This window comes from Microbispora hainanensis (assembly GCF_006874475.1).
GTDB classification, from domain to species: domain Bacteria; phylum Actinomycetota; class Actinomycetes; order Streptosporangiales; family Streptosporangiaceae; genus Microbispora; species Microbispora hainanensis.
Map to the genome: position 1 here is coordinate 33649 of NZ_VIRM01000060.1, position 23749 is coordinate 57397.

Genomic DNA, 23749 nt, shown 5'->3' on the forward strand with positions numbered 1-23749 from the left:
ACGGTAATGCGACTCACTCCTTGGTGCCTCCGGCCGTCATGCCGGCCACCAGGAAGCGTTGTGCGAAGAGGAAGACGATCAGCACCGGCAGCACCGAGATGACGGTGGCGAGCGCGAGTGTGGGCAGCTGCACCGACTGGGCGCCGGCGGAGCTCGGATTGAACGCCGGCGTCGAGGCGAGCAGGGAGGTCAGGCCGACCTGGATCGGATAGCCCTCGCTCGACGGCAGCATCACGAAGGGCAGGAAGAAGTTGTTCCAGTTCTGGACGAAGCTGAAGAACGCGACCAGGGCGACGATCGGCGCGGCCAGCGGCAGCGCGACCCTCGTGAACACCTGGAACTCGCCGCATCCGTCCAGGCGCGCCGCCGCGAGCAGGTCACGGGGAATGCTGGTGGAGAAGTAGATGTAGGTGAGGTAGACGCCGAAGGGGAAGAACGACATCGGCAGGATCACCGACAGCGGGCTGCCGATCAGCCCCACCACGTTGAGTTCGAGGAAGATCGGCAGCACCAGCGCGGTGTTCGGGATCAGCATGACGACCAGCGTCAGCACCAGGAGCAGCCGCCGGAACCGGAACTCCGTCAGCGCCATCGCATAACCCGCCGGAATGCTCGCGATGAGCGTGATGACGAGCGCACCCAGCGCGTACAGCGCCGAGTTGCCCACCCACGCGGTCACCGCGCCGTCCTGGAAGGCGAACAGCTGCGTCCAGTTGGCGGCCAGGTCGCCGAGGCTGCCGGGCTGGAACGGGTTGCCGACGATGAGCGCGTGTGCCGACTTCGTCGTCGCCAGCAGCAGCCAGACGATAGGTATCACGAAGAACAGCACGAAGATCGCGACCACGACCGCGATGATCGTCCGCACGCTCCAGCCGCTGACACTGTTCCCTCGCCCCGCCGGGCGACGGACGTCGACTGTGGTCATGACCTCAGTCCTTCTCGAACAGGCCGCCGCGCGTCACGAAGACGGCCGACAGCGCGAGGGCGATGACGAGCAGCAGCAGGGAGATGGCCGCCGCTCCGTTGAAGTCGTTCTGCTGGAACGCGTACTGGTAGGCGAGCTGGTTGAGCGAGTAGTCGTTGGGCACGACCGCGTTGCTCGCCTGCGAGAGCAGTTGCGGCTCGACGAACAGCTGCGTGCCGGCGGCGAGCGACATGATGCCCATGTACGAGATCCACTTGCGCAGCATCGGCAGCTGGATGCGCCGGGCGATCTGCACGGCGGTCGCTCCGTCGATGCGCGCGGCCTCGATCACGTCGGGGCTGATGTTGTTCAGCGCGCCGTACATGATGACGATCCAGCCGCCAGCGCCGGTCCAGAACGCGATGATGGCGAACACCGGAGGGAGGTTCGCGGGCACGATCACCTGCACGAAGCTGGAGAATCCCAGCAGATGCAGCAGGCCGCTGACCGGGCTGGCGGTCGGGTCGAGCACGAACAGCCACAGCATCACGCTGGACGCGCCCGCCAGAGCGCCCGGCAGGTAGAAGACGAACCTCAGCGTCCGGCTCAGCCACCGCACCCGGACCGCGTGCACGACGACAGCCAGGAACGAGACCAGCACCACCAGGGCCACCAGCCAGATCACCAGGTAGAGCGCGACGTGCGCGACGGCGGGCAGGAAGCGGAAGTCGCTCACGACCTTGGTGAAGTTGGCGATTCCCGCGAAGCCGCCCTCGCTGTCGGTGAACGCGAGGAAGACTGCGTAGAGGGCGGGCAGGACCCCGAACGCGATCACCAGCGCTGTGTAGGGAGCGACGAAGCCGTAGCTCATCGCGCTCCGCTCGCCGGCGTCGCTCCTTTCGCCCTGCCCTCCGCGCGGTGCCGTCGTGGCCGACGGGCCGGTCTCGTTCATGACTGTCATGTCACTTGACCGTATAGCCGTTGACCTGCGCCTGGTTCTTGATCGCGGTCTCCCATTCGGGAAGCATGTCGACCAGGTTCTTGCCGCTCGCGATCGCAGGAGTGATCGTCTTCGCCCAGATCGCCTCCTGGCTGAAGACGCCGGAGCCCCACCCGTTCCAGATCTGCGACCCGGCCGTGAGCAGAGCCTGCAGATCGGTCGCGTAGTAGCCGCTCGACTCCTGCTTCTTGAGCCACTTCTCCGCGGCAGGCGCGTAGGCCGGGTAACCGGGAGCGACGTTCACCTGGTAGTCGTCGGCCGTCGTGACGAACTCGACGAACTTCTCGGCCGCCTTGAGGTTCTTGGAATGGCTGCTGACGAACCAGGTGCCGCCGCCGACGTTGCCGGTCGCGGGGGTGTCGCCCTGCCACGTCAACGGCGCCGCGACGCCGAGCTGACCCGCGGGGACGTTGAGCGACTGCGGATTGTTGAAGATGGCTCCCGCGTACCAGGCCGGCCCGGGCATCAGGAGCACCTTACCGGTGTACTTCTTCACGAACTCGGGCGTGAACACGCTCAGGTTGGGCGTGGTGCCGTTCTTGATGAGAACGTCGAGCATCGACGCGACGCGCTTGCACTCCGCGGTGCCGGTGCTGACCGTCACCGTCGTCGGACCGGTGACGCCGTTCGCCTGGCACTTGCCGCTCCAGAAGTAGATCTCCGAGGCGAACGAGTCTCCGACGGCGCCGACGATGTAACCGGGGTGCTCCTTGGCCACCTTCTCGCCGAGCGTCTGGTACTCCTCCCACGTTGTGGGGAGGGTGTAGCCGAACTTGTCGAGCAGCTCCTTGTTGTACCAGAGCACGACCTGGGCGAGGTCGTTGCGCAGGCAGTAGACCTTGCCCTCGACCGTGCACGGGTCGAGCGAACCCGGGGTGAAGGAGTCGAGAGCGGTCTTCGGGACGAGCCCGCTGTTGAGCACGGCCGCGAAGGCCTGCTTGCCGTTGCTCTTCTGGCTCGCCCACGCCGCGTCGTTGTTCTGCGTCGAGAACACGACGTCGGGCCAGCCGCTGCCGGCCCGGTCGAAGAGCTGCACCTTCGTACGGAACGAGTTGGAGCCGTTCGCCGAGCCGTCGTAGGTGACGACGTCGATCTTGACGTCCGGGTTGGCCTTCTTGAAGGCGTCGGCCGCGCTCACTCTGTCGGAGTCCACCCATACCGTGATGGGCGCCTTGTCGTCCTGCGTGACCTGCGGGAAACCGTAGGAACCGACTGAGGTGCCGCTATCGCCGCCGCAAGCGGCCAGGGTGAGGGCGACGGCCGACGCTCCGGCGACGCTGATCGCGCGCATCCATGGGCCCGTGCGTCCGGCTCGTGTGAAACGGAACATGTGCGAGTCCTTTTTGTCCTGTCTCCCACATCGGGGGGTGAGAGATGGTGATAAAAGTAACGGCATACGTATGATGTGCGCAAGGTCGCCGCGGACGGTGCCGGTTCGGTGCCGGATCAGTGCGGTGCGGTGCGAAGGAGAGGGAGAACTCCCATGAAGGGTGCAGCTTATGTGGGCGAGGGCCGTCTGGAGACCGTCTCCGTGGACGTCGGGCCGCCGGGTCCCGGGGAACTTCAGATCGCCGTAGCCTACTGCGGACTGTGCGGGACCGATCTCCACATCGTGCACGGCGCCATGGACGCCCGGGTGCGCACGCCCCTCGTGTTCGGCCATGAGACGTCGGGCACCGTGGCGGCGGTCGGCGCGGGCGTGGAGGGCTGGAAGGTCGGCGACCCGCTGACCGTCATGCCGCTGGTCTGGGACGGCACCTGCGCGGCCTGCCTCGCCGGTCATCAGCACATCTGCCAGAACCTCGTGTTCGTCGGCATCGATTCCCCCGGTGGGCTGCAGCAACGGTGGAATGTGCCGGCGTCGATCGCCGTGCCGCTTCCTGCCGGCCTCGACCTGCGTACGGCGGCGCTCGTCGAGCCCGTCGCCGTCGCGGTGCACGACGTGCGGCGTTCCGGCCTCCAGGTCGGCGACCACGCGGTCGTGCTCGGCGGCGGTCCCATCGGCGTGCTCATCGCCACCGTCGCGCGCGACGCCGGCGCCCACGTCATGGTCGCCGAGGTGGACGCCTCCCGCAGGAGCCGCGTCGCCGAGCTCGGGTTCGAGGTGATCGACCCCGCGTCGGCCGACCTGACCGCCGAGGTCGGGCGCTGGACGAACGACGTCGGCGCCGATGTGGTGTTCGAGGTGTCGGGGGCGGCCGCGGCGGCGCGCTCCGCCACCGCGCTGGCGAAGGTGCGCGGGACGATCGTCGTGGTGGCCATCCACTCCGCCCCTCGCGAGCTGGACCTGCAGCGCGTGTTCTGGCGCGAGCTGCGGCTGCTGGGCGCCCGGGTGTACCAGCGATCGGACTTCGAGCGCGCCGTCGACCTGCTCGGCAGGGGCGTGATCCCCACGGAGGCCCTCATCTCCGGCGTCGTCCCGATCGAGGAGGTCGCCTCCGCGATCGACGACCTCTCGGCGGGCCGGGCGATGAAGATCCTCGTGGACGTCGCGGGGGAGGCCCGGGCATGAGCGAGCGGAGCGAGCGAACGGGTGGACACGCCGGACTGTTCGACCTGCACGGCCGTCTCGCCGTCGTGACCGGCGCCCGGCGGGGCATCGGCCGCGCCATGGCGGAGGCCCTCGCCGCCGCCGGCGCCGACATCATCGGCGTGAGCGCGCAGTCGCGGCCCGACGACGAGGTCGCCGAATCGATCCGCGCGCTCGGCCGGTCCTTCGAGAGCCGGGCGGTCGACTTCGCGGATCGTGACGCCGTCCTGGCGCTCGGCGCCGAACTCGCGGAACGGGCTCCCGACATCCTCGTCAACAACGCGGGCACGATCGAACGCGCGCCCGCCGCGGAGCATCCGCTCTCGTGGTGGGACCGGGTCATCGAGATCGACCTGTCGAGCCAGTTCGCCCTCACGCAGCTCGTCGCGCGCCCGATGCTGGAGCGTGGCCGCGGCAAGATCGTGTTCACGGCGAGCATGCTGAGCTTCCAGGGCGGCATCAACGTGCCCGGCTACACGGCCGCGAAGTCGGGGATCGCGGGCCTCACCCGTGCTCTCGCCAACGAGTGGGCCGGGCGGGGCGTGAACGTCAACGCCATCGCGCCCGGCTACATCGCGACCGACAACACGGCGGCGCTCCGCGACGACCCCGTACGGTCGCGGTCGATCCTGGAGCGGATCCCGGCCGGTCGCTGGGGCCGGGGCGACGACCTGGCGGGGGCGGCGGTCTTCCTCAGCTCGGCGGCGTCCGACTACGTCTCCGGCGCCATCATCCCCGTGGACGGCGGGTGGCTGGCGCGATGAGGCGCTCGCCCGCGTAGGACTCGCCCGCTCATAGAGTCCCCCATACGAGAGGCGGGGAAGCCCTACGGCTTCCCCGCCTCGTCGTCGTCCGGGGACTACTTGGTGACCCCCGGGAAGGTCCGCAGGCCGGGCTCGAGGCCGGCCTGCTCGATGACCCGCTGGGCCTCGGCGGGCCAGTCCGTGCTCGAAACCTGGACGTTGTCGATCAGCCGGTTGTTGTGCACGTCGGTGTCCGGCGTCTGCGTGACGCCCGAGTTGTACCAGTTGTTCTGAAGCACGTTGTCGCTGGTGTTGTTGATCGTCCCGTAGGAGTTCGTGAACACCCAGACGCCGCAGTCCTGGATCACGTTGTTCTTCATCGTCACGTAGCGGGATCCCTCGTCCAGGTAGAGGCCCACCGTCCGCTTGGTGTCGTAGATGTAGTTGCCGCTGAACACGGCGCCGGGGTTGGCCGACAGGTTGTACAGGCTGCCGCCGTCGTGGAAGACCTTCTTCACGCCGTGGATCAGGTTGCCGGTCACCTCGGTGTTCCTGAGGGTCGTCGGCGTGGTGTAGATCGGCTGGTACGCGTACAGGCCCCGGTTCTTGTAGTCCTGGCTGCCGCCCGCGTCGTTCGCGCCCCAGCCCCAGCCGGTGTCGATCCCGTCGTACGCGAGGTTGGAGACCTCGTTGCGGGCGATCACGGCGTGGTCCACGTAGGTGGTGAGGATGCCGGACATCTCCTTGTAGTCCTTCGCGACGTCGGTCACGAAGTTGTTGTCGATCGTGATGTCGCGCAGCGTCATCGCCGGGTCGCTCGGGTGGTGGGCGTCCGGCTGCACGCCGCCCGCGACGACCCCCGCGCCACCGAGATCGGTGAACAGGTTGTGGTGCACGGTCGTCTCGGTGACCCCGAGCCCGATCCCGGCTCCGTTCGCGTTGGCGTCCAAACCAAGGCCGAGGCCGACCTGCCCGAGGTGGGCGAAGGTGTCGTCGGTGAACTTCACCCGGGTGGCCGCGGCCACCTGGACCGCCGCCGGCATCTGGTTCCAGCCGTTGCGCGCGCCCTCGAACAGCGGGCAGCCCGACTGGCAGCTGCTCAGATAGTCGGCGGGCTGCGGGTAGGCCTTCGGGATGAAGGCGCCGTTCTGCTGGTCGGCGTAGCCGATCGGCGAGCCGGGCGACAGCCAGGTCGAGTGCGAGAACTGGATGCCCGAGAAGGTCAGGTCGTGCACCGGCTTCGCGTAGCTGCCCGCGATCTGCACGAGCGACTCGAGGTAGGGGAGCACGAACGACGCGCCGTCCGGGTCCTCACCGGCGGCGGCGCGGTAGTAGAGCTTGCCGGCGGCCGGGTCCAGATACCACTGTCCCTCCTGGAGGAACGCGTACGAGTTCTCGAGCAGCAACTGGCCCCCCGCGAACGGGCGCGCCAGCGTGTCGTACCCCCAGTTGTTGTTCTGCCACGCGGGCTGCTGCATGGTGACCGTCGTCCCGCTGATGCTCTGCACGGGGGCGTACCGGTCGGTGAAGGAGCCCTGGCTCTCCACCTCGATGCGGCTCTGGTCCGGCAGCGTCGCGAGGTAGTTCAGCGCGGGATTCTTGATCTCCATGCCGGACTCGGTGATCGTCACGTCGCTGCGGTCGATCTTGATGGCCGCGCGCGGCACCGCGGCGTCGTTCTTGTAGAGCTGACGGCTGTCCTGACCCTTGGGCACCGAGGCGACGAAGATGTTCTTGCCCGCGTCGTACGGCGTCCAGCCGGTCACGGCCCGGCCGCCCGAGATGATCGGGTGCGCGCCCTTCGCGGCGGTCCAGGTCACCGGCTTGGCGCTGGTTCCCGAGTCCTCCGCGGTGAAACGCAGCGGCTTGTCGAGCCGGTAGGTCCCGTCCCTCAGCTCGACCGTCACGGCGCTTCCCGCCCGCGCCGACGCGCGTGCCATGGCCTGCGCCGCGGTCAGGGTGCGCAGCGGCTTGCCCGGCGTGCCCTGATTGTGATCATCCCCGTTCGGGGAGACGACGATGGTGGTCCGGCCGGGGTGGGGCGGCACGGCGAGCGCCGGCGTGGCGCCCGCGACGACGATGCCGGCGGTCACGAGGGAGATGCTTCCTACGAGGGACGCCAAATGGCCTTGTTTCACTTGTCTCTGGCTCCCTTGGTGCATGTGATGTAACACATAATAGGTATGATGAAAGCTAAGTAAGGGACGTCCGTCAAGAGGGGTGGGTTCTCGGGCATGCGCGAACAACGGAGCGAAGGCCCCGTCGGCGGCGGACGCGTCCAGGTATCCACGCTGGGTGAGGCCATGGTGCGGCTGTCGCCCCCGGCCGGGGAGCGGCTGCGCGACTGCGGCTGGTTGCGGGTGCACGTCGGCGGCGCCGAGGCGAACGTCGCCGTCGCCCTGGCATCGGTCGGCGTGTCCGCGCGCTGGACGTCGGCGCTGCCGGACTCGGTCCTCGGGCGCCGGGTCGCGGACTCGCTGTCGAGCGCCGGCGTCGTCCTCGACACCGTGCGGTGGACGGCCGGCGAGCGCCTCGGCCTCTACTTCGCCGAGATCGGCTCCCCGCCCCGCCCGACGAGCGTCCTCTATGACAGGGCCGACACCGTGTTCGGCTCACTGCGTGCCGACGACCTCGACTGGGCCACCGTGTGCGAGGCCCGGATCATCCACCTGACCGGCATCACCGCCGCTCTCGCGCCGGGGTCGGACGCGCTCGTGCTGCGAGCGGCGCGCGAGGGACGCGAGCGCGGCGCCCTGGTCGTCTACGACGTCAACTATCGCTCGGCGCTGTCCTCGCCGGAGGCGGCCGCCGCGTTCGCCGCCGAAGTGGCGCCCGACGTCGACCTGCTGCTCTGCCGGGCCGAGGACGCGCGCGATCTCTTCGGCCTGACCGGCGATCCCGCGACGCTGGCGAACGAGCTGGTGAGGAGGCTGGCGGTCGGCCGCGTCGTGGTCACAGCCGGGGCCGATGGCGCAGTGGCCCACTGGGACGGCGAGTCCTTCGCTGCCCCCGCACTGCCCACCGTCGCGGTCGACCGGATCGGCGCCGGGGACGCCTTCGCGGCCGGCGTGCTGTGGGGCGTGCTCGACGATTCCCCCGAGGACGCGCTCCGCCGGGGAACGGCGATGGCCTCCCTGGCCATGAGCGTCCAGGGAGACCAGTGCCGCTTCAGCGCGGAGGAGGTGCTTGAGCTCGCCCGGGGCACCGGGCGGGAGGTCCGCCGCTGATCCCGGTCAGACCCGGTTCCACTTCTGGTTGTTCTGGCCGTTGCACGTCCAGATCTGCACCTTGGTGCCGTTTGCGGTGCCGGCACCGGACACGTCCAGGCACTTGTTCGCGCCGACGGCAGTGACGGAGCCGTCGGAGTTGAGGCGCCACTTCTGGTTGTTCTGGCCGTTGCAGTCCCAGATGATGACGCTGGTGCCGTTCGCCGTGCCGGCGCCGTTGACGTCGAGGCACTTGCCGCCGTAGACCCGCAGCTCACCGGCACTCGTGGAGGTCCACCGCTGGTTGTTCTGGCCGTTACAGTCCCAGATCTGCACCGCGGCGCCGTTGGCCTGCGAGGCGCCGTTGACGTCCAGGCACCGCCCCGACGCCACACCCCTCAGCGCGCTCGTGCCCGCCGAAGAGGACGGAGAAGGCGAAGGAGAAGGCGACGGGGAGGGAGAGGGGGACGGGGAGGGCGATGTGCCGGCCAGTTCCTTGATGCGGATGTTGCGATACGCCACCTCGTTGCCGGCGCCGTGGTTCTGGATGCCGATGTAGCCCTGCTGGAGCGAGCGGGCCGGGTCGGCATTGGTGAAGTCGTTGATCTTGGTGCCGTTGAGGAACACCTGCAGCCGCTCACCCTCCACCAGCAGCTCGTAGGTGTTCCACTGACCCGGCGGGTTCAGCGCCGCGTCGCGCGCGGCGATGTCCGCCGACTTGACCCCGTAGATCGCTCCCGTCGTCTTGTCCGAGGTGTCGGTCGCGTCGATCTGCACCTCATATCCGGTGTTGAGCGCCGTGTTCGGGTCGCTGGTGGGCGGGAACCCGACGATCACCCCCGAATTGGAGTCGCCGGTCATCCGCCAGTCGAGCTTGAGGGAGTAGGAGTGGAACTCCTTGGCGGCGTAGTACAGCATCCCCATGCCGCCCTGGGAGGTCAGCGTGGCATCGCTGTTGGTGAACGACCCCGGCCCGACCTGCGACCAGCCCGTCGTCGACCCGTTGTACAGCGCCGTGTACCCGGTCTCCGGGCGGCAATCGGCGTTGACGGCCTTGGCCGCGTACCGGATCCCGCCCAGCAGCAGGGTGCGGAAGTTCGAGTCGGCGTACGACTCCTGGGTGTGTCCCAGCCCGGTGTAGAACGCCCGGCCGGAGGACTGGGGGTGGCACCAGGTGATCGGGTGATCACCCATGCCGCCGCCGCTGTAGCTGCTCTCGTCGAGGCTCTGCAGCACCCGGACGTTCGGGCGGGGGTTGGAGCGGAAGCTGTACCACTCGTCCGTACGCGACCATGTCGTCCCCAGGTGGGCGGTCGCGGCGTGCGCCCGGTCCTCGTTCCGCACGGTGGCCTGCTGGATCGCCGGGTGGTTGTTGAACCAGGCACCCATCAGCTGCCCGTAGTACGGCCAGTCGTACTCGGTGTCGGCGGCCGAATGGACCCCCACGTAACCGCCGCCGCCGTCGATGTACGACTGGAAGGCGGTTTGCTGAGAGGCGTTCAGCACGTCGCCGGTGGTGCTGAGGAACACCACCGCCTTGTACTGGGCGAGGTTACCCGTGGTGAAGGCGTTCGCGTCCTCGGTGGCGTCGACGGCGAAGTCGTTGGCGGCGCCCAGGTCGCGGATGGTCTGGATCCCGGTGGGGATCGAGTCGTGCCGGAACGCCGCCGTCTTGGAGAACACCAGCACCTTGAAGGCGGCGGCGTGGGCGGGGACGGCGGGGGTCATCGCCGCGGCGGCGGCGAGCGCCACCGCGGTCACCGACAGGCGTCGCAGCACGGATGTCTTCCGGTCGCTCCCCGCGATGCGCCCGAGCGCGGCGGGGGTCAGATGTCGCAGCATGGCTGTCCTTCCGTCGCCGCCCGGCGCTGCCCCTTTCGACAAAGAGGCATCGCCGGGCGGTCGCATCAATGGGTGATCGGCCTGGGGCCGGGTGGTGTGCCGGGGGGTGTGCCGGGTGGACTCAGACGCGGGTCCATTTCTGGTTGTTCTGGCCGTTGCAGGTCCAGATGATGACCTTGCTGCCGTTGGCGGTGCCGTTGTTGTTGACGTCGAGGCACTTGTTGGCGCCGGCGGCGGTGATGCTGCCGTCGGAGTTGAGGCGCCACTTCTGGTTGTTCTGGCCGTTGCAGTCCCAGATGATCACGCTGGTGCCGTCGGCCGTGGCCGCGCCGTTGACGTCGAGGCACTTGTTGCCGTAGACGCGCAGTTCACCGGCGCTGGTGGAGGTCCACTGCTGGTTAACCTGCCCGTTGCAGTCCCAGATCTGCGCCAGCGCGCCGTTGGCCTGTGAGGCGCCGTTGACGTCCAGGCACCGCCCCGACGCCACGCCCTTCAACGCGCTCGTGCTCGCCGAGGACGACGGGGAGGGCGAGGGCGAGGGGGACGGAGACGGAGACGGGGACGGGGAGGACGACGTGCCGGTGCCGAAGGTGAAGGCGTCCAGATCGAACAGGTAACCCTGTCCCGTCGGGCCGCGGAAGACCAGGTAGAGCGTCGTCGTGCCGGACGGCACGCCGCTGAGGTTCGCCGAGACGTCGGTGAAGGTGTCCCAGCTGCCGGTGCTCGCGACGTTCACCGTGCCCAGCAGCGTGCCCGTGGCCGAGCCCGCCCGCACCTCGATCCGGCCGCCCGCGCCGGCCGAGGAGACCCGAGCGGTGATCTTCGTCGCGCCGGCCAGGTTGTAGGGCTGGAAGGAGATCCAGTCGCCGTCGTCGGTGAAGCCGACCGTCTTGCCGCCCTCGGCGGTGGTGTGATCGGCCGTCTGGACACCCTGCTGGGCGCCGAAGTGCTCGGCCTGCCGGTGGCGCGGCTGGAGCGTACGGAGACTGGTGGAGGTCAGGCCCCCCGCGTCCGTGTAGGAGGCCTCGAAGACGCCGAAGATGTTGGCCGCCGAGTCGTGCTCGCCGTCCACCGGCACATTCAGCGAGCCGCTGCAGCCGCTCTTGGAGGTGATCTGGTGTGCGTGGCTGTCGTGCCCGAGGAAGTAGGTGACGGTCACCTTCGAGCAGTCGATCGTGCCGTCCTCCGGGTCGCTCACTGTGACCTGGAAGGGCACGGTGTCTCCGAAGGAGAACAACTGCCCGTCGGCCGGGGTGGTCAGCGTCACCGTCGGGGCGGTGTTGCCGACGGTCACGATCACACTCGCGCTTCCGGTCAGCCCCTGCGGGTCGCGGACGGTGAGGGTGGCGGTGTAGGTGCCGTTCGTCGTGTAGGTCTTGCTCGGGTTGGCCGCCGTGGAGGTCGTGCCGTCGCCGAAGCTCCACGAGTACGCCAGCGTGCCGCCCTCGGGGTCGGAACTGCCCGCGGAGGAGAAGCTCACGGTCAGCGGAGCCTGTCCCGAGGTCTTGTCGGCGGCGGCCTTGGCGATCGGGTTGCGGTTGGCCTTGCCGATGTACTCGATCCGGTACAACGCCTGGTTGTTGTTTCCGGTGCCGTAGTCGAGCACGTACAGGGCGCCGTCGGGCCCGAACGCCATGTCCATCACCTGGGTGCCGCTCCACGGGAACGCGGAGATCTCCCCGTAGTTCCCGTCGCTCTTGACCTCGATGGCCTTGATCCAGCGGCGGCCGTACTCACCGGCGAAGAAGCGCCCGTCCAGCACCTGGGGGAACTTGACGGCCGAGTTCAGGTTCGGGTCGTAACGGTAGACCGGACCGCCCATCGGCGACTCGGACCCCGAGCCGAACTCCGGCGGCGAGCCGGCGTCGCCCGCGTACCTGATCCACGCCGGCTTCGCCGCCGGCAGCGTGGTCAGGCCGGTGTTGCGGAAGGAGTTGTTGGTCGGGCCGCCCGCGCAGTTGTACTTCGGCCCGCTGCTGTTGGAGGCGAAGTCCCACTCGTTGTAGGTCTCGCTGGTGGTGTTCGTGCCGGTGCAGTACGGCCAGCCGTAGTTGCCCGGAGCGGTGATGCGGTTGAACTCCACCTGTCCGCTCGGGCCCCGGCTGCTGTTGGTCACACCCGAGTCCGGACCGTAGTCGCCCAGGTAGACGATGCCGGTCGCCTTGTCCACGCTCATCCGGAACGGGTTGCGCAGGCCCATCGCGTAGATCTCCGGGCGGGTCTTCGCCGTGCCCGGCGGGAACATGTTGCCGCTGGGGATCGTGTAGCTGCCGTCGGGCTGCGGCTTGATCCGCAGGACCTTGCCGCGCAGGTCGTTGGAGTTGGCCGCCGTGCGCTGGGCGTCGTACTGCGGGTTGCGGTTGGTCCGCTCGTCGAGCGGGGCGTAGCCGCTCGACTCGAACGGGTTGCTGTCGTCGCCGGTCGTCAGATAGAGGTTGCCGGCGGCGTCGAAGTCGATGTCACCGCCCACGTGACAGCACATCCCGCGGTCGTTCGGCACCTCCAGCACGACCTTCTCGCTGCTCATGTCGAGGGTGTCGTCGGACTTCAGGGTGAAGCGGGACAGGTTCAGGTGTCCCTTCCACTGGTCGAACTGCGACTGCGTACCGGTGCTCGGCGCGTCACCGCTCGGCGTGCTCAGCCGAGGCGAGTAGTAGAGCCAGACATAGCGGTTCGACGCGAAGTTCGGGTCGACCCCGACACCTTGAAGGCCCTCCTCGTCGTGCGTGTAGACGCTGAGCCTGCCGGCCACCTTGGTGTTGCCGTTGACATCGGTGACGCGCACCGTGCCGTCACGGGCCGTGTGGATGACCGACCGGTTGGGCATCACGGCCAGCGACATCGCCTCACCCAGCTCGGAGCCGCCCGAGGCGAGCGACACCTGCTGGTAGTCGGAGGCGGGGATGGTCAGAGCGTCCGCCGGGGAGGCCGTGATCGCGAGGGCTCCGGGGGTGATCAGCGCCATCGTGGTCAGCATTGTGAGCCACGGACGTCGGGACATCGGTTTCCTTCCTCACAGGTCAATCGGTCAGGGCACAGCGCGCCGACGCGCTGTCGCCGGGTTTCTGCCGGGTTTCTGCCGAAGCGTCACGTGCTGCCGTCGCGGGGCGCCCGATGAAGAGGGATCACCCCGGCGACGGCGCGTGCCTGGACGGTGTCAGGCTCGGGGTCAGGCTCGGTGTCAGGCTCGGGGTCAGGCTCGGGTCCATTTCTGGTTGTTCTGGCCGTTGCAGGTCCAGATGATGACCTTGCTGCCGTTGGCGGTGCCGTTGTTGTAGACGTCGAGGCACTTGTTGGCGCCGACGGCGGTGATGGAGCCGTCGGAGTTGAGGCGCCACTTCTGGTTGTTCTGGCCGTTGCAGTCCCAGATGATCACGCTGGTGCCGTCGGCCGTGGCGCCGCCGTTGACGTCGAGGCACTTGTTGCCGTAGACGCGCAGCTCACCGGCGCTGGTCGAGGTCCACTGCTGGTTGGACTGGCCGTTGCAGTCCCAGACCTGCGCCAGAGCGCCGTTGGCCTGCGACACACCGGTGACGTCCAGGCACCGTCCCGACGCCACGCCCTTCAGCGCGCTCGTGCTCCCCGGCGGCGACGACGGAGACGGAGAGGGCGTCGACGTGCCGTTCCGGGGCCCGGCGGAGGACATCACGGACTGGGCGCCCGACGGCCACTGGCCGTTGGCGACGGTCACGTTGTTGTTGACGACGTTGCCGCGGTCGCCGTTGGTGATGTTGGTGCTGCCGTTCGTCGACCAGTTGCCCGTGACGGTGAAGTTGCCCATGTTCTCGCCACCCCAGTAGTTGGCGGTGGCCCAGGTGCCGGTGTTCGAGAAGACGTTGTTCCTGACGGTGTAGTACTTGGAGCCCTCGTCGAAGTAGAGCCCGAACCAGCCGTTGGTCCGCAGGCAGTAGTTGTCGCTGATCAGCGCGTTCGGGTTCCACGACAGCGTGTAGATGCACCCGCCGTCGGTCATCTGCTGCATGACGTCGTGCACGTAGTTGCCGACGAGCTTGTTGCCGGAGGCGGTGGTGGCCGTGGTGTAGCGCGGCTGGTAGTCGTACAGACCCCGGTTGGCGTACTGGGTGCTGCCGCCGGGCTCGTTGGCGCCCCATCCGTAGCCGATCGACATGCCGGTGTAGGGCATGTTGTAGACCTCGTTGTGGGAGACGTCGCTGGTGGTGACGTAGGTGGTCAGGACCGAGACGACGCCCCGGTAGTCGAGCCCGAGGTCGTGGATGCGGTTGTCGGTGATGGTGATGTCGCGGTTGACCATCCGCTGGTCACCGGGGTGATGGGCGTCGGCGCGCACCCCGCCGACCACGATGCCGCCGGCCGAGCTGCGGGCGATCTCGGACCGGGTGACCGTGATGGCACTGGCGCCGAGGCCGACGCCGCTGGCGTGCGCGTTGGCGTCGTTGCCGATGCCCACGGCCGTCTGGCCCAGGTTGACGAACCGCGAGTCGGTGAAGGTGATGTGGTCGGCCGCCGACACCTGCACCGCCGCGGGCATCTGATACCAGTTCGGCCTCGTGGCCTCGAACTGCCGGCAGCCCTCCTGGCAGGAGTTCGGCAGGTCGGCCGGCCAGTTCCAGTTGCCCGCGATGTAGGCGCCGGTCTGCTGGTCGGCGAAACCCTGGTTGCTGCTGGGGCCCAGCCAGCTGGTGCCGGTGAAGGTGATGCCGCTGAACGTGATGTGGTGCGCCGGCGCGTCGTAGGTGCCGCCGACGTTCACCAGAGACTGCAGCACCGGCAGCTCGACACTGGTGCTGCTCATGTTCTGCCCGGAGGCGGGGATGTAGGAGAGCACGCCGGTCGTGGGGTTGATGTACCACTCACCCGGCGAGTCGAGGAACTCGTAGGCGTTCTCGAGGTAGAGCGGACCCGCCCGGTGCGGGCTGGTGAACACGTCGTAGCCGAACATGTTGTTGTTCCAGCCGGGCTGCTGCATCGTGATGAAGTTGCCGCTGATGCTCTGCACCCGCACGTATCGGTCGGTGAACGAACCGACGCTCTCCAGCTCGACCCGGTTCTGCCCGGCCAGGTTGTTCAGGTAGCTCAGCGCGCCGCTGCCGAACCTCAGCCCGGAGCCGTTGGCCGTGAAGTCCGACCGGTTCACCTGGGTGCGCGCACGCGTGGCGAGGGCGCCGTTGACGTACAGCTGCCGGGTGTCGATCCCGGCGCCGACGTTGGCCTGCCAGATGTTCTTCGCCTGGTCGGCGAGCGTCCAGCCGGTGACCGCCCTGGCGCCGCTGACGACGGGATGCGCCGACGGGGCGGCCTGCCATATGACCTGATATCCGTTGGTGCCGGAGTCGGCCGCGGTCAGCCGCAGTGGCGCCGAGAGCCGGTAGACCCCGTCGGCGAGCTGCACGACGATGTCTCCCGACATTGAGCCGTTCCGCGACCGCACCGCCGTCTGCGCGCCCGGCAGTGAGCACGGCTGGGCGGACGAACAGGTGCTGCCGGTGCCCGAGGGCGAGACGTAGAGGGTCGTGGTGGCGGCGCGGGCCGCGGTGGCCGAGACGACGGTCATCGCCAGGGTCAGCGCCACGGTCAGCGCCACGGTCAGCGCCACGGTCAGCGCCACGGTCAGCGCCACGGTCAGCGCCACGGTCAGCGCCACGGTCAGCGCCGCGATGACGAGACCGGCCAGAAGCGGTCTCGACACCGCCATCGGTGGGGACGGACGCCAGATCCGATCGGTCACGTGCTTCTCCATGGGGGGCGGCCTCACCCGGCACCACGAGGGATCGGGGTGGAGCGAGGCGATGGAAGCCGACGTGGCCGACCACGGTGCGGAGGCATGCGGCGCGCCTCCACACACCCGCCGTGTGGTCCAGCCGCAGGGCCCGGAAGAAGGGGTTCCTCCGGGTGCTCAGCTTCCAATTACGGTGGCGGCACCAAGGCCCGTCAAGACCTTAAGCACACTTATTTTCCTGGCCGGCATACGCACGTCATGTCGTCGTAATGCCAGGAATCGCTCTGGCCAGCGAAAACGGATGTCGCCATCGCCGCATGGGCTAAACGTTTCAAGTGAACGACCAGAATGTTTCGTACTCACCGGTGTGCGGTCCCCGGCAGCCGGGCGGGTGCCGGGACATGCGGAGTCATACTTCTACTGAGATCGCGAGGAAGGAGCACCGTGACCGACACCCCGCGTGAGGGCGGCTATCGGCCCGGTTACGAGGTGGCGGCCGAGCAGGTGCTGGAGCTCATCGCCCGGCTGGGCCTGCGTCCGGGCGACCGCATGCCGACCGAGAACGACCTGGCCCGGCAACTGGGAACCAGCCGCACCGTCGTCCGCGAGGCGGTGAAGATCCTCTCCGCGCTGGGCCGGGTGCGCGCCCAGAAGGGCCGCGGCCTCTACGTGGCCGACGACGAGGGGATGCTCGGCGCCGGGCGGTTCGCGTCGTTCTTCCTTCCCACCGACCTGGACCACGTCTACATGCTGTTCGAGTTCCGGCGGGCGCAGGAGATGGAGACCAGCCGGCTGGCCGCCCGCCGCGCCGCCCCCGCGGAGCTGCGAGCCATCGAGGACGCGGCCGCCGTCTGCCGCCGCGGGTTCGAGACCGGACGCGAGGACCAGTTCAACGAGGGCGACGACGCCTTCCACGCCGCCATCGCCACGGCCTCGCACAACATGTTCCTGCAGATCGCGGTGCGGGAAGCCCGCAGGCTGCAGGCCCAGTCGGCGATCATCGGGCTGCGTGGTTCGGTGGGCGGGCACGCGGCGAAGGCCGTCGAGGAACACGACGCCATCCACCAGGCCATCCGGGCCGGCGATCCGGAGGCGGCGGCCCACGCCGCCGCCGCGCACATCGACAACACGCTCGACGACTATCGCAAGGAGATCCAGCAGCGCCTGTTCTCCTCGGCCGGCTGAGGCCGTCCCGCGCGCCTTCGCCGCCACTCCAGAGCCGTTGAATCGAATCGTTTCGACGAGGCGACGGCGCCCGGGTGCGGGGCGGACGGAGGAGGGCGGCCCGACTGAGGCCGGTGAATCTTTCATTGGCGCGCGACCGGCGGGGGAGCGCGAGCGTTCCCTGCTGGGAGCACGGGGAAGGGGCCACAGGCTCTCACTCGGGCCTGATCGAGGGAAACGGGGCTCTTGACAGTCCCTTGGACGGTCGTATTTGCTTCGCAGCATCCCGCCACCCCCCAATCCGCCGGCAGGAAGGATCGACGCTCTGGCGATTTGTTAGCGCTAACACGGCGCGCGCTCACTTGCCAGGAGGCAGCAGGGGCCGATTGCCGGCACCGCGGGCCGAGGCGAATCGGTTCGTGGACCCCTGACCCCCTCCTCCTCGCGTAGATGCGCCTTCGCGCGGATCGGGTCCACGACCAGGACCCGCGATCGTCTCGGTCTCCCACGCCACGGGCACGGCCGTTCTCACAGTGGCCCGTCGGCGACCCGTCACGTGGGACACGACCGCCTTTCGCCGGCTCCGGCGAGGCTGCCCGACTTCAGCACATGTGCTGTCTTCGCCGCGCCTTCCCGCTGTGCCTTCCCACTGTGCCTTCCCACTGTGTCTTCCCACTGGCCTTCCCGCTGTGCCTTCCCCCCAAGGAGTGAAAAGCAATGGGTTCTTCGTCGGTTGACTCGTCGGGCCGTACGGCTCGCGGGCGTCGCTCACCGGCGGCCGTCGCGGCCTGCCTTGTGGCAGCGCTCGCGGCCCTCCTCGCCGCCGCCCTCGCCTGGTCGGCGCCGGCGTCGGCAGCGGTGGCGCCGCTGGTCGGCGCGCAGTCAGGGCGCTGCCTCGACGTGGCGGGCAACACCGACGCGCTCGGCACGAGCCTGCAGATCTGGGACTGCAACGGCCAGGCCAACCAGGCGTACGAGTTCACCTCGGCGGGTGAGCTGCGGACGTTCGGCGGCACGCGGTGCGTGGACGCCTACGGCCAGGGAACGTCGCCGGGCACGAAGGTGGTCATCTGGTCGTGCAACGGCCAGGCGAACCAGAAGTGGCGGCAGAACTCCGACGGGTCGATCAGCGGGGTGCAGTCGGGGCTGTGCCTCGATGTGGACCACGCAGGCACCGCCAACGGCACCGCCGTCATCCTGTGGACCTGCAACGGGCAGGCCAACCAGAAGTGGTCGGCCGCCGGAGGCGGGCCCACCACCTCGCCGAGCCCGCCGCCGCCCGGCTCGCGCCCGTGCGACATCTACGCCTCCGGCGGCACGCCGTGCGTGGCCGCGCACAGCACGACGCGGGCGCTCTTCCGCTCCTACAGCGGCAGCCTCTACCAGGTGCGGCGCTCCTCCGACAACGCGACCAGGAACATCGGTGTGCTGACCACGGGCGGCTCCGCCGACGCGGCGGCCCAGGACTCCTTCTGCGCCGGCACGACGTGCGTCGTCACGGTCGTGTACGACCAGTCGGGGCGCGGCAACGACCTGTGGTATCAGGGGTCGAGCGCGGTGCCCGGCTCGCCGCAGAGCAAGCCCGCGATCGCCACCACCGAGTCGCTGTCGGTGGGCGGCAACAAGGCCTACTCGCTGTACATCAACCCCGGCAACAGCTACTGGCGGGACGGTCACCTGACCGGCGTGCCGACCGGCACCGCGCCCGAGGGCATGTACATGGTCACCAGCGGCACCCACGTCAACAGCGGCTGCTGCTTCGACTACGGCAACAGCGAGACGACCAGGAAGGCCGACGCCGCCGGCGCGATGGACGCCATCTACTTCGGCACGAGCTGCTGGTTCGGCGGCTGCTCCGGCTCCGGTCCCTGGGTGCAGGCCGACCTCGAATGGGGGCTCTACCCCGGTGGCAGCCAGTCGTGGAACCCCAACCAGCGGGCGTTCACCAGCAAGTTCGTCACCGCGACGCTGAAGAACAACGGCACGTCGCGCTTCGCCATCAAGGGCAGCAACGCGCAGTCCGGCAGCCTTTACACCCTCTATGACGGCGCGCTTCCCCCCGGCTACAGCCCCATGAAGAAGCAGGGCGCGATCGTCCTGGGCAGCGGCGGCGACTGCTGCAAGCCCGACGGCGGCGCCAACCTCAGCGCCGGGACCTTCTACGAAGGCGCGATGGTCTCCGGCTACCCCTCCGACGCCACCGAGAACGCCGTGCAGGCCGACATCGTCGCCGCCGGCTATCGCTGACCTTCACCCCGCGAAAGGAGTTGTGCACGTTGAGCCGTAAATCCTTCCTCGCCAAATCCTTCTTCTCCACCATCGCGGCGGCGGTGCTCGTCGCCGCGGGAACCGCGGGTGCGGCGCTCGCCGGAACCACGCCGGCCACGCACAGCACTGTGACCTCTACCGGGACCTCTACCGGGACCTCTACCGGGACCTCTACCGGGACCGCCGCCGGGGTCGCCGCGGCCGCCGCCGGGACCGCCGGATGCGGCAAGGCCCCGGCACTGGCGAGCGGCACGCACTCGATCGCGAGCGGCGGCCAGAATCGCAGCTACATCCTGCGGGTGCCCTCCGGTTACGACGGCAACCACCCCTACCGCCTGGTCTTCGGGTTCCACTGGAACGGCGGCACCGCCAACGACGTCGACTCGGGCGGAACCGACGGGTACAACTGGTCGTACTACGGGCTCAGGCGCCTCGCGGACGCCGAGAACAACAGCACGATCTTCGTCGCGCCGCAGGGCAACAACAACGGCTGGGCCAATCCCAACGGCCAGGACCTGACCTTCGTCGACGACATGCTCAGGCAGATCGAGGCCGGCCTGTGCGTCGACACCGACCAGATCTTCTCCACGGGCTTCAGCTACGGCGGCGGCATGAGCTACGCGCTCGCCTGCGCCCGGGCGACGGTCTTCCGCGGGGTCGTGGTCTACTCCGGCGCCCAGCTCAGCGGGTGCAACGGCGGCACCCAGCCCATCGCGTACATGGGAGTGCACGGCATCGGCGACCCGGTGCTCAACATCTCGCAGGGGCGGGGGCTGCGCGACAGGTTCGTCAGGAACAACGGCTGCACCGCCCAGAGCCCGCCCGAGCCGCGGTCGGGCAGCCTGAGCCACATCGTCACCACCTATTCGGGGTGCCGGTCCGGCTATCCGGTGGTCTGGGCGGCGTTCGACGGCGGGCACACCCCGGGCCCGATAGACGGGTGCGCCTGCGACGGCTGGCGGACCTGGACCTCGGCCGAGGCGTGGAAGTTCCTGACGCAGTTCCAGACGACCCCGCCGACGTCACCTTCTCCGTCACCTTCTCCTTCTTCGTCTCCGTCGTCGCCGTCGGGGAGCACGAGCGCGCTCAAGGGCGTCGCGTCGGGACGGTGTCTCGACGTCAGCGGGGTGTCGCAGGCCAACGGCGCTCTGGCGCAGGTCTGGGACTGCAACGGCCAGTCCAACCAGCAGTGGACCTCGACCAGCGCCGGTGAGCTGCGCGTCTACGGCAACAAGTGCCTCGACGTCAACGGCGCGGCCACGGCCGACGGCACCAGCGTGATCATCTGGGACTGCAACGGCCAGAACAACCAGAAGTGGCGCCTCAACTCCGACGGCTCCATCACCGCAGTCGGCGCCAACAAGTGCCTCGACGTCTACAACAACGGCACCGCCAACGGCAGCAAGGTCATCATCTGGACCTGCAACGGCCAGAACAACCAGAAATGGACCCGCGTCTGAGCGGACGGCACTCCCTCGGCATCGTCCCTCATGTGCACCGCAGCCTGAGGGACGATGCCGATTTCGCTTCACCCCCCAGCGAAAGGACCCCGATGAGTCGGCGAAGAGCAAGCGTGGCGCGTGTCGCCCTGAGTGTGGTGGTCGCGCTCCTGTCCGTCGCGATGTCCCTCGTGGCCGTGTCGCCGGCGCGCGCGGCGGTCGGAATCACGATCAACGGTGGTTCCGGCGGCCGCACGTTCGACGGTGTCGGCGCGATCAGCGGCGGCGGAGGCAACAGCCGCCTGCTGGTCGACTACCCCGAGCCGCAGCGGTCGCAGATCCTCGACTACCTGTTCAAGCCCGGGTACGGCGCGTCGATGCAGATCCTGAAGGTCGAGATCGGCGGCGACACCAACTCCACGGACGGAGCCGAGCCGAGCCACCGGCACACCTCCGGCGACCTGGACTGCAACCGCGGCTACGAATGGTGGCTGATGGAGCAGGCCAAGGCCCGCAACCCCGGCATCAAGCTGGTGGGTCTCGCCTGGGGCGCCCCGGGCTGGCTCGGCAACGGCAACTTCTGGTCCCAGGACACGATCAACTACCTGGTCGACTGGCTGGGCTGCGCGAAGAACAGCCACGGACTGACCATCGACTACCTGGGCGGCTGGAACGAGAAGGGCCGCGATCTCAACTGGTACGTCAACCTCAACGCCGCCCTGGACTCCCGCGGCTTCGGCAACGTGAAGATCGTCGCATCCGACGACTGGGGTTTCGGCGTCGCCGACGACGCGGCGAACAACGCCGCCTTCCGCAACGCGGTGGACGTGTTCGGGTCGCACTACGTCTGCGGCTACCGCGGACCACAGTCGAGCTGTCCCAGCTCCACCACCGCGATCAACTCCGGCAAGGTGCTGTGGGCCAGTGAGAACGGCTCCGACGACTACAACGACGGGGCCAAGGCGATGGCCAGGGGCATCAACCGGGACTACATCGACGGGAAGATGACCGCCTACATCAACTGGCCGGTCATCGCCGCGATCACTCCGAACCTGCCCTTCGCCACGATGGGCGTGGCGGTGGCGCCGCAGCCGTGGTCCGGCTACTACGCCATCGGCAAGAACGCCTGGGTGATGGCCCACACCACGCAGTTCACCGCTCCCGGCTGGAAGTATCTGGACTCCTCCAGCGGCTACATCGGCGGCAATCGCAACAACGGCAGCTACGTGTCGCTGAGGTCGCCCAGCGGGTCCGACTACAGCACGATCGTCGAGACGATGGACGCCACCAGCGCCCAGACGCTGAACTTCACCGTGACCGGCGGGCTGTCCACCGGGCAGGTGCACGTGTGGGCGACCAACCTCAACTCGGGGAACTCCGCCGACTACTTCGTCCACGCTAGCGACGTCAACCCGTCCAACGGCGCGTTCTCGCTGACGGCCCAGCCGGGGTACGTGTACTCGATCACCACCACGACGGGTCAGGGCAAGGGCACCACGACCAGTCCCTCCCGGGGCTCCATGGCCCTGCCGTACGCCGACGACTTCGACTCCTACGCCGTGGGGCGGGAGGCGAAGTACCTGATGGACATGCAGGGCTCGTTCGAGATCGTGGGCTGCGGCGGCGGCCGGTCCGGCCGATGCGTGCGCCAGATGGCCCCGCGCCAGCCGATCCTCTGGACCGGCGGTTCCCACCCGTACGCCCTGCTGGGCGACCTGGGCTGGAGCAACTACACGGTCTCGGCGGACGTGATGCTGGAGCAGAGCGGCTACGTGGAGCTGATCGGCCGGGCGGGCGCCCAGCACGCCTTCGGCCCCGAGGGACTGAACGCCTACTACCTGCGGGTGACCGACGGCGGCGCCTGGCAGATCATCCGCAACAACGTCGACAACGCGATGACGACGATCCGCAGCGGAAGCGTCGCCGGGCTCGGCACCGGCCGCTGGCACACCCTGGCCCTGGGCTTCTCCGGCAGCACCATCACCGCGAGCATCGACGGGACGCAGGTGGCCTCGGTCACCGACGGCACCTGGGGCGCGGGGCAGATCGGGGTGGGCACCAGCACCACCCAAACCGCCCAGTTCGACAACCTGTCCATCACACCGGGCCAGGGCGGCGGCAACCCCGGCAACGGCACCGTGCTGCGCGGTCTGGCCAGCGGCCGGTGCGTCGACGTGCCCAGCCAGTCGCACACCAACGGCACCCAGGTGGCGCTGTGGGACTGCAACGGAGGGGCGAACCAGCAGTGGATCCACACCTCCGGCAAGCAGCTCCAGGTGTACGGCGACAAGTGCCTCGACGCCTACGGCCAGGGAACGGGCAACGGCACCCAGGTCGTCATCTGGGACTGCACCGGCGGGGCGAACCAGCAGTGGAACCTCAACGCCGACGGCACCGTCACCGGTGTCCAGTCCGGGCTGTGCCTGGACGCCTACAGCGCCGGAACGGCCAACGGCACGAAGATCGTCCTGTGGGCCTGCAACGGAGGGGCGAACCAGCAGTGGAGCCGCAACTGAGTTGACGCGGAAGCCGGAAATGCGCGGCCCGGAGTCCGGGCCGCGCATCAACCTAGGCGACCGTGCAGGGGTTCCCGTTGAGGGTGAACGCGGTGGGCTTGCCGGCGTTGCCGGTGTGGGTGGCCTGGAAGCCGATCTCGGTGGAGGCTCCGGGGGCCAGCGTGCCGTTGTAGCTCACATTGCTAGCGGTGACCTGTCCGCTGCTGGGCGAGTAGGTGGCGTTCCATCCGTTGGTGATGGTCTGCCCGCCGGGCAGGGTGAAGGTCAGGGACCAGCCGTTGACGGTGGAGGAGCCGGTGTTGGTGATGGCGATCTGCTCGGTCAGGCCGTCGTTCCAGGCGTTGACGGTGGCGCTGACCCGGCAGGTGCCCGAACCGCCGCTGGGCGACGCGGACGGTGAGGGGCTCGGTGTGGTGCTCGGTGATGGGCTGGGTGATGG

Annotated in this window: 15 protein-coding genes; 7 read left to right on the forward strand and 8 right to left on the reverse strand. The window is 68.8% G+C overall.

The features are described from left to right. Nucleotides 1–13 precede the first annotated feature (13 nt). Genes FLX08_RS34110 through FLX08_RS34120 form a run of 3 tightly spaced genes read right to left on the reverse strand, consistent with a single transcriptional unit; the run spans nt 14 to nt 3195 of the window. Nucleotides 14–925 (reverse strand): carbohydrate ABC transporter permease, encoded by a 912-nt coding sequence (locus FLX08_RS34110; protein WP_142624382.1) that lies wholly within the window; start codon nt 923–925, stop codon nt 14–16. Nucleotides 926–929: 4 nt separating this feature from the next. Continuing rightward, nucleotides 930–1865: a carbohydrate ABC transporter permease gene (locus tag FLX08_RS34115; protein WP_142624383.1), complete on the reverse strand. Its 936-nt coding sequence runs from the start codon at nt 1863–1865 to the stop codon at nt 930–932. A 1-nt stretch (nt 1866) separates the two neighbouring features. Further along, nucleotides 1867–3195, reverse strand: coding sequence for an ABC transporter substrate-binding protein (locus FLX08_RS34120; RefSeq protein WP_208761831.1), 1329 nt, complete (start codon nt 3193–3195; stop codon nt 1867–1869). Between the two features lie 192 nt (nt 3196–3387). On the opposite strand from FLX08_RS34120, the gene FLX08_RS34125 reads away from it, so the two are divergent. Then, a complete protein-coding gene (locus FLX08_RS34125; protein WP_142624385.1) occupies nt 3388–4416 on the forward strand; it encodes a zinc-dependent alcohol dehydrogenase in 1029 nt (342 codons plus the stop codon). Continuing rightward, complete coding sequence (locus tag FLX08_RS34130; protein WP_142624386.1) at nt 4413–5198, forward strand: SDR family oxidoreductase; 786 nt, start codon at nt 4413–4415, stop codon at nt 5196–5198. The genes FLX08_RS34125 and FLX08_RS34130 overlap by 4 nt, the downstream gene beginning before the upstream one ends. Before the next feature lie 95 nt (nt 5199–5293). Here FLX08_RS34130 and FLX08_RS34135 read toward each other — a convergent pair whose 3' ends face one another. Next, on the reverse strand, nt 5294–7270 hold the full coding sequence (locus tag FLX08_RS34135) for a right-handed parallel beta-helix repeat-containing protein (protein ID WP_208761832.1): 1977 nt from the start codon (nt 7268–7270) through the stop codon (nt 5294–5296). 141 nt (nt 7271–7411) lie between these two features. On the opposite strand from FLX08_RS34135, the gene FLX08_RS34140 reads away from it, so the two are divergent. Beyond that, complete coding sequence (locus FLX08_RS34140; protein WP_142624388.1) at nt 7412–8404, forward strand: sugar kinase; 993 nt, start codon at nt 7412–7414, stop codon at nt 8402–8404. A 6-nt stretch (nt 8405–8410) separates the two neighbouring features. On the opposite strand, the gene FLX08_RS34145 is transcribed toward FLX08_RS34140, so the two are convergent. The 3 genes from FLX08_RS34145 to FLX08_RS42590 form a co-directional block, all read right to left on the reverse strand. Then, nucleotides 8411–10225, reverse strand: a complete 1815-nt coding sequence (locus tag FLX08_RS34145) for a lectin (RefSeq protein ID WP_142624389.1) — start codon at nt 10223–10225, stop codon at nt 8411–8413. 121 nt (nt 10226–10346) lie between these two features. Continuing rightward, nucleotides 10347–13226, reverse strand: coding sequence for a lectin (locus tag FLX08_RS34150; protein WP_142624390.1), 2880 nt, complete (start codon nt 13224–13226; stop codon nt 10347–10349). Between the two features lie 192 nt (nt 13227–13418). After that, nucleotides 13419–15932: a lectin gene (locus FLX08_RS42590; protein ID WP_244313098.1), complete on the reverse strand. Its 2514-nt coding sequence runs from the start codon at nt 15930–15932 to the stop codon at nt 13419–13421. Between the two features lie 435 nt (nt 15933–16367). On the opposite strand from FLX08_RS42590, the gene FLX08_RS34165 reads away from it, so the two are divergent. The 4 genes from FLX08_RS34165 (at nt 16368) to FLX08_RS42600 (ending at nt 23310) form a co-directional block, all read left to right on the forward strand. After that, nucleotides 16368–17108 (forward strand): FadR/GntR family transcriptional regulator, encoded by a 741-nt coding sequence (locus FLX08_RS34165; RefSeq protein WP_208761833.1) that lies wholly within the window; start codon nt 16368–16370, stop codon nt 17106–17108. Nucleotides 17109–17804: 696 nt separating this feature from the next. Beyond that, nucleotides 17805–19334, forward strand: a complete 1530-nt coding sequence (locus FLX08_RS34170; protein ID WP_142624392.1) for an arabinofuranosidase catalytic domain-containing protein — start codon at nt 17805–17807, stop codon at nt 19332–19334. A gap of 29 nt (nt 19335–19363) precedes the next feature. Next, nucleotides 19364–20815, forward strand: a complete 1452-nt coding sequence (locus FLX08_RS42595; RefSeq protein ID WP_142624393.1) for a lectin — start codon at nt 19364–19366, stop codon at nt 20813–20815. Between the two features lie 113 nt (nt 20816–20928). Further along, complete coding sequence (locus FLX08_RS42600) at nt 20929–23310, forward strand: ricin-type beta-trefoil lectin domain protein (protein WP_244313099.1); 2382 nt, start codon at nt 20929–20931, stop codon at nt 23308–23310. A gap of 52 nt (nt 23311–23362) precedes the next feature. On the opposite strand, the gene FLX08_RS34185 is transcribed toward FLX08_RS42600, so the two are convergent. Then, nucleotides 23363–23749 (reverse strand): cellulose binding domain-containing protein (locus FLX08_RS34185; RefSeq protein ID WP_244313100.1); only part of this gene is annotated, 387 nt, incomplete at its 5' end.